The 14,733-nt window shown below is 69.9% G+C and carries 16 protein-coding genes and 1 pseudogene; 8 read left to right on the top strand and 9 right to left on the bottom strand.

Going from position 1 to position 14,733, the window contains the following annotated elements:
• Window positions 1–44 precede the first annotated feature (44 nt).
• Entirely contained in the window at window positions 45–305 is a 261-nt protein-coding gene (locus Y694_RS06705) for a PEP-CTERM domain protein (RefSeq protein WP_036230957.1), read from the top strand.
• 72 nt (window positions 306–377) lie between these two features.
• Here the strand turns inward: Y694_RS06705 and Y694_RS06700 are convergent, their stop codons facing one another.
• Window positions 378–884: a flavin reductase family protein gene (locus Y694_RS06700; protein ID WP_011831270.1), complete on the bottom strand. Its 507-nt coding sequence runs from the start codon at window positions 882–884 to the stop codon at window positions 378–380.
• On the bottom strand, window positions 881–1,348 hold the full coding sequence (locus tag Y694_RS06695; protein WP_011831271.1) for a MaoC family dehydratase: 468 nt from the start codon (window positions 1,346–1,348) through the stop codon (window positions 881–883). The genes Y694_RS06700 and Y694_RS06695 overlap by 4 nt, the downstream gene beginning before the upstream one ends.
• Window positions 1,349–1,513: 165 nt before the next feature.
• On the opposite strand from Y694_RS06695, the gene Y694_RS06690 reads away from it, so the two are divergent.
• Window positions 1,514–2,128: a TetR/AcrR family transcriptional regulator gene (locus Y694_RS06690; RefSeq protein ID WP_011831272.1), complete on the top strand. Its 615-nt coding sequence runs from the start codon at window positions 1,514–1,516 to the stop codon at window positions 2,126–2,128.
• A 10-nt stretch (window positions 2,129–2,138) separates the two neighbouring features.
• On the opposite strand, the gene Y694_RS06685 is transcribed toward Y694_RS06690, so the two are convergent.
• From Y694_RS06685 to Y694_RS06675, 4 genes are read right to left on the bottom strand one after another with little or no spacing between them, the layout of a single operon-like run.
• Entirely contained in the window at window positions 2,139–2,561 is a 423-nt protein-coding gene (locus Y694_RS06685) for a universal stress protein (RefSeq protein ID WP_011831273.1), read from the bottom strand.
• Window positions 2,562–2,613: 52 nt separating this feature from the next.
• Complete coding sequence (locus tag Y694_RS27040) at window positions 2,614–2,883, bottom strand: hypothetical protein (RefSeq protein ID WP_409072465.1); 270 nt, start codon at window positions 2,881–2,883, stop codon at window positions 2,614–2,616.
• Window positions 2,880–3,392 carry a hypothetical protein gene (locus tag Y694_RS06680; RefSeq protein WP_409072464.1) on the bottom strand — a complete coding sequence of 171 codons (513 nt, stop codon included), beginning with the start codon at window positions 3,390–3,392 and terminating at the stop codon, window positions 2,880–2,882. Before Y694_RS06680 ends, Y694_RS27040 begins: the two co-directional genes overlap by 4 nt.
• A gap of 50 nt (window positions 3,393–3,442) precedes the next feature.
• Window positions 3,443–4,207 carry a YecA family protein gene (locus Y694_RS06675; RefSeq protein WP_036230956.1) on the bottom strand — a complete coding sequence of 255 codons (765 nt, stop codon included), beginning with the start codon at window positions 4,205–4,207 and terminating at the stop codon, window positions 3,443–3,445.
• A 142-nt stretch (window positions 4,208–4,349) separates the two neighbouring features.
• Here Y694_RS06675 and Y694_RS06670 point away from each other — a divergent pair, with 142 nt between their 5' ends.
• Window positions 4,350–4,604: a hypothetical protein gene (locus Y694_RS06670; RefSeq protein WP_036230955.1), complete on the top strand. Its 255-nt coding sequence runs from the start codon at window positions 4,350–4,352 to the stop codon at window positions 4,602–4,604.
• 182 nt (window positions 4,605–4,786) lie between these two features.
• Here Y694_RS06670 and Y694_RS26450 read toward each other — a convergent pair whose 3' ends face one another.
• Together Y694_RS26450 and Y694_RS06665 are read right to left on the bottom strand one after the other, a co-directional pair.
• Window positions 4,787–4,921, bottom strand: a complete 135-nt coding sequence (locus Y694_RS26450) for a hypothetical protein (protein WP_255343769.1) — start codon at window positions 4,919–4,921, stop codon at window positions 4,787–4,789.
• Between the two features lie 92 nt (window positions 4,922–5,013).
• On the bottom strand, window positions 5,014–6,891 hold the full coding sequence (locus Y694_RS06665; RefSeq protein WP_036230954.1) for a phosphoenolpyruvate carboxykinase (GTP): 1,878 nt from the start codon (window positions 6,889–6,891) through the stop codon (window positions 5,014–5,016).
• 327 nt (window positions 6,892–7,218) lie between these two features.
• Between Y694_RS06665 and Y694_RS22455 the strand changes: the two genes are divergently transcribed.
• Window positions 7,219–8,064 carry a substrate-binding domain-containing protein gene (locus tag Y694_RS22455; RefSeq protein WP_148210982.1) on the top strand — a complete coding sequence of 282 codons (846 nt, stop codon included), beginning with the start codon at window positions 7,219–7,221 and terminating at the stop codon, window positions 8,062–8,064.
• On the opposite strand, the gene Y694_RS06655 is transcribed toward Y694_RS22455, so the two are convergent.
• A complete protein-coding gene (locus Y694_RS06655; protein WP_011831280.1) occupies window positions 8,065–9,150 on the bottom strand; it encodes a substrate-binding domain-containing protein in 1,086 nt (361 codons plus the stop codon).
• A 175-nt stretch (window positions 9,151–9,325) separates the two neighbouring features.
• On the opposite strand from Y694_RS06655, the gene Y694_RS06650 reads away from it, so the two are divergent.
• The 4 genes and pseudogenes from Y694_RS06650 to Y694_RS06635 form a co-directional block, all read left to right on the top strand.
• Window positions 9,326–9,811, top strand: coding sequence for a formate dehydrogenase subunit gamma (locus Y694_RS06650; protein ID WP_036230953.1), 486 nt, complete (start codon window positions 9,326–9,328; stop codon window positions 9,809–9,811).
• Window positions 9,808–11,369, top strand: a pseudogene (locus Y694_RS06645) (formate dehydrogenase beta subunit). Before Y694_RS06650 ends, Y694_RS06645 begins: the two are co-directional and overlap by 4 nt.
• Before the next feature lie 10 nt (window positions 11,370–11,379).
• Window positions 11,380–14,313, top strand: coding sequence for a formate dehydrogenase subunit alpha (gene fdhF / locus Y694_RS06640; RefSeq protein WP_036230952.1), 2,934 nt, complete (start codon window positions 11,380–11,382; stop codon window positions 14,311–14,313).
• Window positions 14,310–14,733 (top strand): formate dehydrogenase accessory sulfurtransferase FdhD (locus tag Y694_RS06635; RefSeq protein WP_036230978.1); only part of this gene is annotated, 424 nt, incomplete at its 3' end. The genes fdhF and Y694_RS06635, both read left to right, overlap by 4 nt.

Raw genomic sequence — 14,733 nt, 5'->3', positions numbered from 1 at the left:
GGACAAACTCTTGCTCAACGACTCCACGGCAAGAGATGCACTCCATGAACAAGGCCCTTCAGACCCTGATCGTCACGGCAAGCCTGCTGGTGGCTGGCACGGCCAGCGCCGCCACCGAGGCCATCAATGCCGGCGTCGCCACGCAGACGACCCACGCCGATGCGACCCAGGCGCTGTCCGCTCGCTCCACGGTGCAGGAGTCGGCCGACGTGACCGCGCTGCCGGAGCCGAGCACCTACATGCAGCTGCTCGCCGCCTTCCTGGTGATGGGTTTCGTGGTCAGCCGCCGCACACGCCGCAACTGAACGCCGCTCGTATCGCAGCAGGGCCCGCTTCGGCGGGCCTTGTCATTTGCACATCCCCGAGCGATGCAACGCTCAGAGCGGCAGTTCGCTGAAATAGCGCCCGCCATGGAAGATCAAGGGTGTCGCGCCGACGGTCACGCTGCAGCGCTCGACCTCGCCGACGAAGATGACGTGGTCGCCTTCCTCATACTGGCTGCGGTTGAAGCACTCGAACACCGCGGCCGCGCCGTCGATCAGCGGCGCACCGCTACCGCCTTCGCGCCAGGCCACCCCGGCAAAGCGGTCGGCGGTCTTGCTCGCGAAGCGCTCGGCCAGTTCACGCTGGTCGGCCGCCAGGATGTTGATCGCGTAGTGCGAGCCGCGCGCGAAGGCCGGCATGGTGCCGGCGCTTCGCCCCAGGCTCCACAGCACCAGCGGCGGCGCCAGCGACACCGAATTGAAGGAGTTGGCCGTCAGGCCCACGCGCTGCCCCTCGGCGGTGCGTGCCGTCACGATGGTCACGCCGGTCGCGAACATGCCCAGCGCGGCGCGGAAATGCGCCGCCGTGAAGCTCGGCGCCTGGGCGCGCGGCGTGCTCATGGCGCCGGGACGTCGCGGCGGCGGAACATGTTCCAGCCCTCCATCACCAGCACCACCTCGTCACGCTGGTTCAGCGCTTCCCAGCGGGTGCGCACCAGGCCGATGTGCGGCTTGCTCGTCATGGGGCGGGCGTCGGTCACCGTCATCCGCACGTGCAGCGTGTCGCCCACCAGCACCGGCTTCTGCCACTTCAGCTGCTCGAGTCCGGGCGAGCCGAGACTGGACGAATCGAGCAGGTATTCGTCGCACATCATGCGCATCACCAGCGCGCAGGTGTGCCAGCCACTGGCCGCCAGGCCGCCGAACAGCGACTGCCGGCCGGCTTCCTCGTCGAGATGGAAGGGTTGCGGATCGAACTCGCTGGCGAAGCGCACGATCTCGTCGCGGCCGAGCGTGTGGGCGCCGAACTCGCGCACGCTGCCGACGCCGAAGTCTTCCCAGAAATAGCGCGGTTGAGAGGTCATGGTCCAGTTCGCACGGGGATCCGGTCAGGGTCGAGGAGGGGGTGTACCCCGAGAGTGTCTCAGAGCCTCACGGCGACCGCGCCGGCGCGCGCGGCGCAAGGCGACTCGCGAGTAGCGCCGCGACCCGTCAGTACAGCGCGGCAGGCGCACTCCTACAATTCCGGGATGGCGAAAACCTCCTTCCGTGAACAGATGCTGCGCGCGCGCGAGGACGCGATCGTGTCCTCGGTCAACCGCCTGCTGGCGGAAAAGGGCTTCGAGGCGATGACGGTGGACGAGGTGGCGGCCGACGTGGGGATCGCCAAGGCCAGCCTCTACAAGCACTTCACGTCCAAGGAAGAGCTGGCGGCGGCCGCGATGGTTCGCGTCTTGGAGCGGGCGCTCGCTTTCACGGAGATCCTGGCAACCGATGATCAACTGCGGCCGATCGCACGGCTCGAAGCCGTTGCGCGCTGGACCCTCGAGGTCCAGCTGGCGGGCGAGATGCCGTCGCTCCCGGCGCAGAACTCGACCTTGCGCAATGCGCTGATGGCGAACCGCGGCTACCTCGATCGGCTGTTCGAGGTCAGTGACCGGCTGGGCGCCTGGATCACCGCTGCGCAGGCCGATGGCGAGATCGACCGCCAACTACCGGCCGAGGTGGTGCTCTACACGCTGTTCGCGCGCGCCTGCGATCCGGTCCTCGGCCTGCTGAAGGCCGGCGGCCAGCACAGCGACGCGCAGATCATCGAGTGGCTGCTGCGCACCTGCTTCCGCGGCCTGGTCGGCGCGCGGGCCTGAACGGCCGCATTCAGCGGATCAGCAGCGCCGGGGTCCGGCAGGATGCCAGCACCTTGGTGGTGATCGAGCCCATCACCATGCCGGTCAGCGCGCCGTGGCCGTGGGAGCCGAGCATCAGCAGGTCGAACTTGCCGGCTTCGGCGGTCTTGCCGATGACCTCGGCCGCGTGGCCGGTCTTGCGCACGAACGTGGCGTTCACGCCCTGCTTGGCGAAGAACGCGCGGATCGGCTTGAACACCTTCTCCGCCTCGTCCTCGTAGTAGGACTGGATCGTGTCCCGGTCGAGCGCCGCTGCCGCGCGTGGCGGTACCGGCGCGCTGACGGTGAGCACGGTGATGTCGTGCCCGGCGACCAGCCATTCGGCATGCGCCGTCAGGTAGCCGAGCATGCGCTTCGTGTAGCTGCTGCCATCGACGGCGGCCAGGATCTTCATCGTTCGCTCCTCGTGCAGGATGGAGCTGTCAGTGTGCCGCAAGCCACGGCGCTCAGACGTTGATGCACAGCAAACCGTCGTGACCCGCAGCCTCGCCCTTGCGGGCATGGCCGCGCGCATTGCTGACCACACGGGTGCGGGCCCGCGGCATGCCGGGCGGGTGTTCCACGCTGTAGTCGTGGCGGCAGTGCAGGTGACCGTGCAGCCACAGGTCGGCGAACGGCAGCAGTTCGTCGTCGGCGTTGCAGAAGCTCGCCGACCCGGGCTGCTCGCCATAGCGCGGGTCGACGCTGCGCAGACTCGGCCCGTAATGGGTGATCACGACGGTGGCGTCGGCATCGGTCGCTCCGCCAGCGCCTGCGCCAGCCAGGCGCGACAGGCCAGTGCCTCGTCGCGCACCGCGGCCGCGTCGAACAGCCGGCCGTCGCAGCGGGCCCGCATGACATGCATGAAGTAGCCGGCTGCCCGCATCGCCCGCTCGCGACCCGCGGCACCGAACAGGTCGAAGTCGCACCAGCGGGTCGTCGCCACGAATCGGATGCGACGACCTGCCTTGTCGGTGCGGAGGTGCTGCTCGCGCTCCAGCAGCGTGATGCCGAGCGAAGCGCAGCGCTCGCGCAGCGCCGGCCAGGCACTGCGCAGCTCGCGCCGGTCGAACTCGTGGTTCCCGGCGACAAACAGCACCGGCACCGGCCAGCGCGCGAAGCGCTCCAGCCCGTCCCAGCGGCTGTCGATATCGCCCGCCAGCACCAGCAGTTCGGCATCCCCGGACGGTTCGGGCGTGTAGGCCTCGGTCTCGAGATGCAGATCCGACAGCAGTTGCAGTCGCACGGGCCGGGCCCTTCAGCGCGCCCGGCCGCGGCCAGGATGCCGCCGCCGGCTCAGGCGTTGCGGCCGTGGCACTGCTTGAACTTCCTGCCGCTGCCGCAGGGGCAAGGGTCGTTGCGGCCGACCTTGGGGCCGGCGCGCCGCACGGTCTCGACCTTGAGTCGCTCGCCACGGGCCAGATCGGCCAGCGCCACCACGTTGGACACCAGATCCTCGATCGCCTCGTCCATGCCGCGCAGCGGGTGCTCGTCGTCGAGCGCCTTCTTGAATGCCGCGTCGTCGCCGGTCTGCTCGGGCAAGTGGCGGCGCACGCAGGCGAGCAGGTCCGGCAGGTCGGCGTGCTTGAGCGATTCGAGCGCGTCGAACTGGTTCAGCGCGTGCTCGAAGCCGATCGCCCACGGCGCAAAGGCGGGCCCGATGGCCGCGGCGCCCTCGAGCGGGTGGCCCTGCTCATCGTCGGGCTGCATCACCAGCGGGTCGAACCACGCGTCTTCGCGCAACTGTCGCTCCAGCACCGCGTAATGGCGCATCACCAGCGCGAGCAGGCGTTCGTGCTTCGCGGCATGCCAGCCGGCGGTGTCCGGCGTGAGCTCGACGCCGGCGTCGGGCTGGTCGGGATCACCGAAGTTCCAGTCGAACACCGGTGGCAGCCAGCGCGCCGGGTCGATCAGTTCGGGCTGGGCGATCACGCCGCACAGGTAGCCGTCGAGCATCACGGCGTCCAGCGGTTCGAGCGGTTCGGGAATCGCGGCCAGCAGATCGTCGAGCTCGGTGATCTCCGGGTCGGTCAGGGGCGCGGAATGGGCGGAGGCAGACATGGCAGCCATTGTCCTATGCCGGTCGGATGCCACGCTTTTTCGCGGTGCGTCGGCGGAGACGACCTTGTCGAGTGCGCGGACTAAGGGTTTTCCCTAGAATTGTGTCATTGGCTTCGGCCGAACGAACGGAAAGGTTCATGTCATGAGCACCATCAGCATTCAGGCCGTGGCCCCTCGCAAGGCCCCCCGTGGCGCCGAACCCCTGGCCCGCGCGGTCGCAGCCGCTTGGCAATGGGCCGCCGGTCGCTTGGCGAAGCGCCGGCAAGCTCACGATCCGCGGCAAGACCTGCCGCAACTGTGGGCGCTCGCTGACAAATACCAGAGCATCGATCCCGGCCTGGCCGCCGACCTGCGCGGCGCCGCGCGGCGCTGGGAACGCGAGACGCAGCGCTCCTGAGCGCCGCCATGCGGGCGACCGCTCGCCCGCATGCCGCAACGGCATTCGCAAATCGAGGGTTAACCCTTAATATCTACAGCATCGGCGGCGCAGTCCGTCATTCACCTCGAGGATTCTCGTGAACATCTATCAAGTGCTCGGCACCGCGATCGCCGAGTCGGTCGGGTCGGTCGGCACCGCCTTCAGATCTTCGGCGGCGACACGCCGCGGCCCACGGCGGGCAGCGCCCCGGCGGCGTGGCTCGACCAGTTCAGCGAGGTCTCGCTGGACCAGCGCGCGGCCCGTCGCACGGTCGACGCGCTGTACCGCGGCGCCACCGTGCGGCTCTGAGCCACGGTCGCGCCCCACGAACAAGGCCGCCCTCGGGCGGCCTTGTTCGTGGGGCGCCGGCGACCCGGTCCCGGACCGTTCAGCCGGCCAGTCGCTGCTCGATGCGGGCCTTGGTGGCCGGAAGCTCGGGCGGCAGGTGGTGGGCAAGCTGGGCGAACAGCTCCGCATGCAGTTCCAGCTCCTGCTGCCACGCGGCCCGGTCGACGCCGATCACGCTGCCGAACTGCGCCGGCGTGAAGTCCAGACCGTTCCACGCCAGATCCTCATAGCGCGGGCTGACCCCGAAGACGTTCTCGCTGCCCTGCGCACTGCCCTGCACTCGCTCGAGCATCCACTTCAGCACACGCATGTTCTCGCCGTAGCCCGGCCAGACGAACTTGCCGTCGGCGCCCTTGCGGAACCAGTTGACGCAGTAGATCTTCGGCAGCTTGGCGCCGGCGTCCTGCAGCTTGCGGCCGAGCGTCAGCCAGTGCTGGAAGTAGTCGCTCATGTTGTAGCCCATGAAGGGCAGCATGGCGAACGGATCGCGGCGCACAACGCCCTGCTGGCCGGCGGCTGCGGCGGTGGTCTCGGAACCCATGGTCGCGGCCATGTAGACGCCCTCGACCCAGTCGCGCGCCTCGGTCACCAGCGGCACGGTGGTCGAGCGGCGGCCGCCGAAGATGAAGGCGTCGATCGCCACGCCGGCCGGGTTGTCCCAGTTCTCGTCGAGCACCGGGTTGTTGATGGCGGCCACGGTGAAGCGTGCATTGGGGTGCGCTGCCTTCGCGCCGGTTTCCTTGGCCAGCGCCGGCGTCCAGTCCTTGCCCTGCCAGTCCACCAGGTGGGCGGGCGCGGAGGCGGTCATGCCCTCCCACCAGACGTCGCCGTCGTCGGTCAGCGCCACGTTCGTGAAGATCACGTCGCGCTGCAGTGAGGCCATGCAGTTGGGGTTGGTCTGGTCGTTGGTGCCTGGCGCCACGCCGAAGTAGCCCGCCTCGGGGTTGATCGCGTAGAGGCGGCCGTCGGCGCCCGGCTTGATCCAGGCGATGTCGTCGCCGATGGTCGTCACCTCCCAGCCCTCGAAGCCGGCGGGCGGGATCAGCATCGCGAAATTGGTCTTGCCGCAGGCGCTGGGGAAGGCGGCGGCCACGTGGAATTTCTGCCCCTGCGGGTTCTTCACGCCCAGCACCAGCATGTGCTCGGCGAGCCAGCCCTGGTCACGGCCCATCGTCGAGGCGATGCGCAGCGCGAAGCACTTCTTGCCCAGCAGTGCATTGCCGCCGTAGCCCGAGCCGTAGCTCCAGATCTCGCGCGTCTCGGGGTAGTGGACGATGTACTTGGTCTTGTTGCATGGCCAGGCCACGTCCTTCTGGCCGGGGACCAGCGGCGCGCCGACGGTGTGCATGCACGGCACGAAGTCGCCGTCGCTGCCCAGCACCTCCAGCACCGGCTTGCCCATGCGCGTCATCATCTTCATGTTGACGGCGACGTAGGGCGAGTCGGACAGCTCGACGCCGATGTGCGCGATCGGTGAGCCCAGCGGTCCCATCGAGAACGGCACGACATACATCGTGCGGCCACGCATGCAGCCGGCAAACAGAGCGGGCGTGCCGTCGGCCCGGCCGGTCTGCAACAGAGCGCGCATCTCTTCGGGCGCGGTCCAGTTGTTGGTGGGGCCGGCGTCTTCCTTCTTCTCGGAGCAGATGAACGTGCGGTCCTCGACGCGCGCCACGTCGCTCGGATCGCTCCAGGCCAGGTAGCTGTTCGGCCGCTTGGCCTCGTTGAGCTTGCGGAAGGTGCCCGCCTCGACGAGCTGGCCGCACAGGCGGTCGTACTCGGCCTGCGAGCCGTCGCACCAGTGGATCGCCGCGGGCTGGGCCAGCGCAACCATCTCGGCCACCCAGGCGATCAGGCGAGCGTTCTTTACATGGGCAGGCGCTTCGACGCGAAGCCCTTGCATGGCGGGGTGATTCATCGTTTCTCCGGGAAGGAATGGATCTCGTCAGTGCCTGCAAAACGGCAGGAGGGGCGGGCACTGGCGGCATCGATCCCACCCTGGTCGGGACTGCTCTGGAGATGCCTGAAAGAAAGTGTAGGGGTGTGACTTCGGCGTGACAGGATGGTGATATGCACTTTGTGCATGACCACATGCGTGGCCTTTCTCTGCGCCTTGACCTGACCCTCGAAGTGCGCGCCGGACGCGCCCGCCCCGCGGTGTCAGCCAAAGGCTGAACCGATCTTGCCGGCGGCGGCGCCCGCCGGCACCCCCTGTCCACGGCGGCTCCCCCCTTAACATGGGGTGATGCAAGCCCCCGTGTTCGATCGACGACGACGCCGCGCTCTGGGCGCCCTGGCCGTGGCGCTGGTCGGGCCCGCCTGGGCCCAGCGCGGCCTGGATCGCCGGATCACCGTGGGGGTCGAGGCCGACCTGCAGGCCTCCGGCCTCGCCGCGCGCTTGCGCACCGCCATCGCCCGCGACACGGGGCTGGCGATCGACTGGCGACCCGGCCCCAGCGGCCTGCTGCTGCCGCAGCTCGAACGAGGAGAACTGGACGCCGCGTTGACGCAGGCGCCCGAACTCGAACGGGCGTTGGAGCGGCAGAACCTGGTGCACGACCGCCGTCCGATCGCCTTGGGCGACTTCGTGCTGGTCGGACCTGCGCCGCTGAAGGCCACGAAGAAGAGTGCCGCCCGTGGCGACCCGGCCGGCATCGCCGGCGAACGCGACGCCGCCACCGCTCTCGGCCGCATCGTCGCGGCCGGCGAGCGAGGCGAGGCCGTCTTCGTGACCCCGGGCGAGCCGAGCGGCGCCCGTGCGCTGGAGCAGACCCTGTGGAAGGCGGCCGGCCCGCAGCCGGTCGGCCCCTGGTTGCGCGCCGCCGGACCCGGACCCACCGCCGTGCTGACCCTGGCGCGCGACACCGGCGGCTACGCCTTCGTCGAGCGCGGCCTGTGGTCGGCGCTGGGCGCCGGCAGCGGGCTGGCGGTACTGGTCGAAGGCGACCCGCGCCTGCAGGTGAGCTACCACGTGATGCGCTCGTTCCGCGTCAACCACCCCGGCGGCAAGCTGCTGGTGAACTGGCTCGCCGGCCCGAACGGCCGACGTGTCGTGGCCGGCTTCGGGCGCGGTTACCGCCGGCCGGCCTGATCACGGTCGCCGACGTTTCGGCCCCTTGAGCAGCGCGTCGACCTCGACGACCGCGCCGATGCCCTGCCCGTCGTAGCCCGGCAGCTGGTCGACCGCTGCACGGAACGCCTCGCTGCGGAGCAACAGCAGCATCTGCCCGAGCCGCGGCCCCTGCAGCGCCTGCGCGTCGCACAGCAGCAGGTAGCGCTCCGTCTCGAGCGGAATGAACTCCAGTCCGAAGCGCCGGGCCGGCGGCTCCACGCCGAAGCCGACGTCGGCCATGCCACTGGCCACGTAGGCCGCGACGGCGGCGTGCGTGTACTCGACGCGCTCGTAACCGTCGATGCGCCGGGCGTCGACCCCGTCGCGCTGCAGCATCAGGTCGAGCAGGAAGCGGGTCCCGGAGGCCGGCTGCCGGTTGATGAAGCGCACGCCGGGCCGCACCAGATCGGCCGGCGTGTAGAGCTTCCTGGGGTTGCCCGGCGCGACCATCAGCCCCTGCTTGCGCGTGGCCACGTGCACCACCGCCTGCTCGCGCGGCTTGAACCAGCGCGCGTAATGGGCCAGCGCCACCGGCGCGAAGGCGCCGAGCGGCATGTGGAAGCCCGCCACGTCGCAACTGCCGGCAGCCAGCGACGCCACGGCCTCCTGGCTCCCGCAGTACTTCAGTTCGACCGGCACCTGGTCGGCGCGCAGGAACTCGTCGAGCTTTTCGATCGCGAAGCCGTGGCTGGCGTGGATGCGCAGCATCGCCCCCTCCGGGCTGACCACCCGGCCCAGTTCGACTTCCAGTTCGGAGGCCAGCGTGTGCAGCATCGGCGACAGCCTCGCGGCGATGCGGCGGTCCGCCCACAGCAGCTTCTCGGCCAGCAGAGTGAGCTTCGAGCCCTGGCCACGCTCAGTGCGGATCAACGCCTGCCCGAGCGCGGCTTCGGCCTCGCGCAGCTGCTGCCAGGCATGGCGGTAGGAGCCACCGTTGACCTCGCAGGCACGCAGCAGGCTGCCGTGCTCATGCACCTGGCCGAGCAACTGGATGAGCCGTGGCGGCAGCTCGGGCTGGCCTGTGCGGCGGATGCTCCATTGCGGCTGGATCGAGACTTCGAGCATGGCGATCTTTCGGCGCTTCAGCGCATATGCGCTCGGCCTGACGGCTCATATTGAACCGCAGGAACTCCCACCATACAGTGAAGCACGCTCTCGAATCCATATGCCGGAGACAACATATGACAGCCTCCCCCAAAGCTTCCTGCAACGCTCGCCCGGCCGTTCGGGCGGCCGCGCGATGAGCACGTCGCTGGCGGCTGTGCGCGCCGTCCTCGCGCGCCGGGCCGACGAGCCGGGCGCGCTGCTGCCGATCCTGCACGAGGTGCAGGATCAGCTGGGCTGCATCCCGGCCGACGTGGTGCCCGAGATCGCCGGCGCGTTGAACCTGTCGCGCGCCGAGGTGCATGGCGTCATCACCTACTACCACCACTTCCGCGGCGAGCCGGCCGGCCGCCACGTGATCCAGGTGTGCCGCGCCGAGGCCTGCCAGGCCCTGGGCGCCGAGGCGCTGCTGGCGCACGCCGAGCGCCGTCTCGGTTGCCGCAGCCACGCGAGCAGCAGCGATGGCCGCTACACGCTCGAGCCGGTGTTCTGCCTGGGGCTCTGCGCGTCATCGCCGGCGATCGTGATCGACGAGCGCCTGCACGCGCGCATCAGCCCGGCCGCGTTCGATCGCCTGATCGGCGCGCTGGAAAACGAAGACGCCGAGGAGGCCGCGCGATGAGCACCGCCATCACCGTGCGCGTCCCGCGCGATTCGGCCGCGCTCGCGGTCGGCGCCGATGCGGTGGCCGCCACGCTACAGGCCGAGTGCGCGCGGCGTGGCCTGGCGTTGAACTTGGTGCGCAACGGCTCGCGCGGGCTGTTCTGGCTGGAGCCGCTGGTCGAGGTGAGCACGTCCGCCGGCCGCGTGGCCTACGGCCCGGTGACGCCCGCGGACGTGCCGGGGCTCCTGGACGCCGGCCTGCTGCAGGGCGCACCGCACGCACTGGGCCACGGGCCGACCGAGCAGATCCCCTACCTCGCGAAGCAGGAGCGCCTGTGCTTCGCCCGCATGGGCCTCACCGATCCGCTGTCGCTCGCCGACTACGAGGCGCACGAAGGCTGGGCCGGCCTGCGCCGCGCGCTGGCAATGCCCGACGCGGCGGTGGTCGACGAGGTGCTGCAGTCCGGCCTGCGCGGACGCGGCGGCGCCGCTTTCCCGACCGGCATCAAGTGGAAGACGGTGATGAACACGCCGTCGGCGCAGAAGTACATCGTCTGCAATGCCGACGAGGGCGACTCGGGCACCTATTCCGACCGCATGACGATGGAGGGCGATCCGTACATGCTGATCGAGGGCATGACGATCGCCGCGCTGGCCGTCGGCGCGACCCGGGGCTACGTCTACGTGCGCTCCGAGTACCCGCACGCGATCGCCACGCTGAACGACGCGATCGCCCGCGCCGAGGCGGCCGGCTTCCTGGGCAGCGACGTGCTGGGTTCGGGCCGCGCCTTCCACCTGCAGGTGCGCAAGGCCGCCGGCGCCTACGTGTGCGGCGAGGAGACGGCGCTGCTCGAAAGCCTGGAGGGCAAGCGCGGCATCGTGCGCGCGAAGCCGCCGCTGCCGGCCATCGAAGGCCTGTTCGGCCAGCCTACCGTCATCAACAACGTGATCAGCTTCGCGTCGGTGCCTCTGATCCTGGCGCGCGGCGCGGCGCACTACCGCGAATACGGCGTCGGCCGCTCGATGGGCACGCTGCCGATCCAGCTGGCCGGCAACGTGAAGCGCGGCGGCCTGGTCGAGAAGGCCTTCGGCGTGACGCTGCGCGAGCTGCTGTACGACTTCGGCGGCGGCACCGCATCGGGCCGGCCGATCAAGGCAGTGCAGGTCGGCGGGCCGCTCGGCACCTATGTGCCCGAGTCGAAGTGGGACGTGCCGCTCGACTACGAGGCCTATGCCGCCTTCGGTGGCGTGGTCGGCCACGGCGGCATCGTGGTGCACGACGACACGGCCGACATGGCGAAGCTGGCGGCTACGCGATGGAGTTCTGCGCGATCGAGTCCTGCGGCAAGTGCACGCCCTGCCGCATCGGCTCGACACGCGGCGTGGAGGTCATCGATCGCATCACCGCCAACGTGAACCGGCCGGCGCAGGTGAAATTGTTGCGCGACCTGTGCGACACGATGCTCGCCGGCAGCCTGTGCGCGATGGGCGGCATGACGCCCTACCCGGTGCTGTCGGCGCTCGACCACTACCCCGAAGACTTCGGCCTCGCGACACCCGACCGCGCGGCCGCCTGAGGAGCTCACCATGCTCGACCCCCACGCCGAGATCGACTACGGCACCCCGGCCAGCGCGTCGACGCAGGCCGTCACGCTCGAGATCGACGGCCAGGCCGTCACCGTGCCGGCCGGCACCTCGCTGATGCGCGCGGCGATCGACGCCGGCGTGCAGGTGCCCAAGCTGTGCGCGACCGACAGCCTGGAGCCCTTCGGCTCGTGCCGCCTGTGCCTGGTCGAGATCGAGGGCCGCCGCGGCTACCCGGCCTCGTGCACCACGCCGGCCGAGGCCGGCATGAAGGTCCGCACGCAGAGCCCGAAGCTGCAGGAGCTGCGCAAGGGGGTGATGGAGCTCTACATCTCCGACCACCCGCTCGACTGCCTGACCTGCGCCGCCAACGGCGACTGCGAGCTGCAGGACATGGCCGGCGTGACCGGCCTGCGCGAGGTCCGCTACGGAGTCGGTGACCAGTACGGCGGCGCCCACCACCTGAAGAGCGCGAAGGACGAGTCGAACCCGTACTTCACCTACGACCCGAGCAAGTGCATCGTCTGCAACCGCTGCGTGCGCGCCTGCGAGGAGACCCAGGGCACCTTCGCGCTGACGATCAGTGGCCGCGGCTTCGAGTCGCGCGTGTCGGCGGGCCAGGACCAGCCCTTCATGGAAAGCGAGTGCGTCAGCTGCGGCGCCTGCGTGCAGGCCTGCCCGACCGCCACGCTGCAGGAGAAGTCGGTCATCTGGCTGGGCCAGGCCGAGCACAGCGTCACCACCACCTGTGCCTACTGCGGCGTCGGCTGCGGCTTCAAGGCCGAGATGAAGGGCAACGAGGTCGTGCGCATGGTGCCGTGGAAGAACGGCCAGGCCAACGAAGGCCACTCCTGCGTCAAGGGCCGCTTCGCCTGGGGCTACGCGACCCACAAGGACCGCATCACCACGCCGATGATCCGCAAGAGCATCACCGACCCGTGGCAGGAGGTGAGCTGGGACGAGGCGATCGGCTATGCCGCCAGCGAGTTCAAGCGCATCCAGGCGAAGTACGGGCGCGACGCGATCGGCGGCATCGTCTCCTCGCGCTGCACCAACGAGGAAGGCTATCTGGTGCAGAAGCTGGTACGCGCGGCCTTCGGCAACAACAACGTCGACACCTGCGCGCGCGTGTGCCACTCGCCGACCGGCTATGGCCTGAAGCAGACGCTGGGCGAATCGGCCGGCACGCAGACCTTCAAGTCGGTGGAGAAGTCGGACGTGATCATGGTCATCGGTGCCAACCCGACCGACGGCCACCCGGTGTTCGCCTCGCGCATGAAGAAGCGACTGCGCGAAGGCGCGAAGCTGATCGTCGTCGACCCGCGCAGGATCGACCTGGTGAAGTCGCCGCACGTGAAGGCCGACCACCATCTTCAGCTGCGTCCGGGCACCAACGTCGCGGTGATCACCGCGCTGGCGCACGTGATCGTCACCGAGGGCCTGCTCGACGAGGCCTACATCGCCGAACGCTGCGAGGACAAGGCCTTCCGCGAGTGGCGCGAGTTCGTGTCGCGCGATGCCAACTCCCCTGAGGCGACCGCCGTCGTCACCGGCGTGCCGGCCACCGAGCTGCGCGCCGCCGCCCGACTGTTCACCACCGGCAGATCCGACGGCACGGCTGCCACGCTGCAGGCCCGCGGGACGCGGCCCAACGCCGCCATCTACTACGGCCTGGGCGTGACCGAGCACAGCCAGGGTTCGACGATGGTGATGGGCATCGCCAACCTCGCGATGGTCACCGGCAACGTCGGCCGCGAGGGGGTGGGCGTGAACCCGCTGCGTGGCCAGAACAACGTGCAGGGTTCGTGCGACATCGGCTCCTTCCCGCACGAGTTGCCAGGCTACCGCCACGTGTCGGACAGCAGCACGCGGACGCTGTTCGAGAACGCCTGGAACGTCGAGCTGCAGCCCGAACCCGGCCTGCGCATCCCCAACATGTTCGACGCCGCGCTGTCGGGCAGCTTCATGGGCCTGTACTGCGAGGGCGAGGACATCGTGCAGTCCGACCCGGACACGCAGCACGTCGCGCATGCGTTGTCCTCCATGGAATGCATCGTCGTGCAGGACCTGTTCCTGAACGAGACCGCGAAGTACGCGCACGTCTTCCTGCCGGGCGCGTCCTTCCTGGAGAAGGACGGCACCTTCACCAACGCCGAGCGCCGCATCTCGCGCGTGCGCAAGGTGATGCCGCCCAAGGCAGGCCTCGCCGACTGGGAGGTGACGGTGAAGCTGTCGAACGCGCTCGGCTACCCGATGGACTACACCCACCCCGAGCAGATCATGGCCGAGATCGCCGCGCTGACGCCCACCTTCTCCGGCGTCAGCTACGAGAAGCTCGACCGTCTGGGCAGCATCCAGTGGCCGTGCAACGACGAGGCCCCCGAGGGCACGCCGACGATGCACATCGACCGCTTCGTGCGCGGCAAGGGCAAGTTCTTCATCACGCAGTACGTCGCCTCCGACGAGAAGGTCACGCGCCGGTTCCCGCTGCTGCTGACGACAGGGCGCATCCTGTCGCAGTACAACGTCGGCGCGCAGACGCGCCGCACCGAGAACAACCAGTGGCACAGCGAGGACCGGCTGGAGCTGCACCCGCACGACGCCGAGGAGCGCGGCATCCGGGACGGCGACTGGGTCGGCATCGAGAGCCGCTCGGGCCAGACCGTGCTGCGCGCGCAGGTCAGCGACCGCATGCAGGCCGGCGTGGTCTACACGACCTTCCACTTCCCCGAGTCGGGCGCCAACGTCATCACCACCGACAGCTCCGACTGGGCCACCAACTGCCCCGAGTACAAGGTGACCGCGGTGCAGGTGCTGCCGGTGATGCAGCCTTCGGGCTGGCAGAAGGCCTACAGCCGCTTCACCGAGGTGCAGGAGCGCCTGCTCGCCGAACGGCACAAGGCCGAGCCGGCCCTCGCCGGCGCGAAGAAGCCATGAGGATGGCCGACGGCCCGCTGCACGCCGGCGGCGCCCAGCGGCGGACGGTCGCGGGCGTGCGCGGCGGCGCCGCCTTCGACGGACCCGACTGGGTGGCCGAAGAGCGGCCGGTGGCACTCGAGTTCAACGGCGTCGCGCAGGCGGTGATGCTGGCGACGCCGCTGGACCTGGAGGACTTCGCCCTCGGCTTCGCCTTGAGCGAGGGCCTGCTCGACGCGCCCGGCGAGCTGCACGGCCTGGAGGCGGTCGAGTCGCCCGAGGGCATCACCTTGAAGCTGCAGATCGCCGCGCGCTGCATGGCACGCCTGAAGGCAAGGCGCCGCGCGCTGGCCGGTCGCACCGGCTGCGGCCTGTGCGGCATCGAGAGCCTGGCCCAGCTGGAACGGCCGCTGGCGCCGCTGCCGCCTGGCCCGGCCGTGC

The sequence above is a fragment of the Methylibium sp. T29-B genome (assembly GCF_000576225.1).
In the GTDB taxonomy this organism is placed as follows: domain Bacteria; phylum Pseudomonadota; class Gammaproteobacteria; order Burkholderiales; family Burkholderiaceae_C; genus Methylibium; species Methylibium petroleiphilum.
This window is presented reverse-complemented; position numbering and strand designations above follow the sequence as displayed.

Excerpts from the sequence above, each read along its gene's own strand:
- Y694_RS22455 (WP_148210982.1), top strand. The coding sequence starts at position 7,219 with ATGCAAGCCCCCGTGTTCGATCGACGACGACGCCGCGCTCTGGGCGCC.
- Y694_RS06685 (WP_011831273.1), bottom strand. The coding sequence starts at position 2,561 with ATGAAGATCCTGGCCGCCGTCGATGGCAGCAGCTACACGAAGCGCATG.
- Y694_RS06650 (WP_036230953.1), top strand. The coding sequence starts at position 9,326 with ATGAGCACGTCGCTGGCGGCTGTGCGCGCCGTCCTCGCGCGCCGGGCC.
- Y694_RS06690 (WP_011831272.1), top strand. The coding sequence starts at position 1,514 with ATGGCGAAAACCTCCTTCCGTGAACAGATGCTGCGCGCGCGCGAGGAC.
- Y694_RS06675 (WP_036230956.1), bottom strand. The coding sequence starts at position 4,207 with ATGTCTGCCTCCGCCCATTCCGCGCCCCTGACCGACCCGGAGATCACC.
- Y694_RS06705 (WP_036230957.1), top strand. The coding sequence starts at position 45 with ATGAACAAGGCCCTTCAGACCCTGATCGTCACGGCAAGCCTGCTGGTG.
- Y694_RS06655 (WP_011831280.1), bottom strand. The coding sequence starts at position 9,150 with ATGCTCGAAGTCTCGATCCAGCCGCAATGGAGCATCCGCCGCACAGGC.
- Y694_RS06670 (WP_036230955.1), top strand. The coding sequence starts at position 4,350 with ATGAGCACCATCAGCATTCAGGCCGTGGCCCCTCGCAAGGCCCCCCGT.
- Y694_RS06700 (WP_011831270.1), bottom strand. The coding sequence starts at position 884 with ATGAGCACGCCGCGCGCCCAGGCGCCGAGCTTCACGGCGGCGCATTTC.
- Y694_RS06665 (WP_036230954.1), bottom strand. The coding sequence starts at position 6,891 with ATGAATCACCCCGCCATGCAAGGGCTTCGCGTCGAAGCGCCTGCCCAT.
- fdhF (WP_036230952.1), top strand. The coding sequence starts at position 11,380 with ATGCTCGACCCCCACGCCGAGATCGACTACGGCACCCCGGCCAGCGCG.
- Y694_RS06695 (WP_011831271.1), bottom strand. The coding sequence starts at position 1,348 with ATGACCTCTCAACCGCGCTATTTCTGGGAAGACTTCGGCGTCGGCAGC.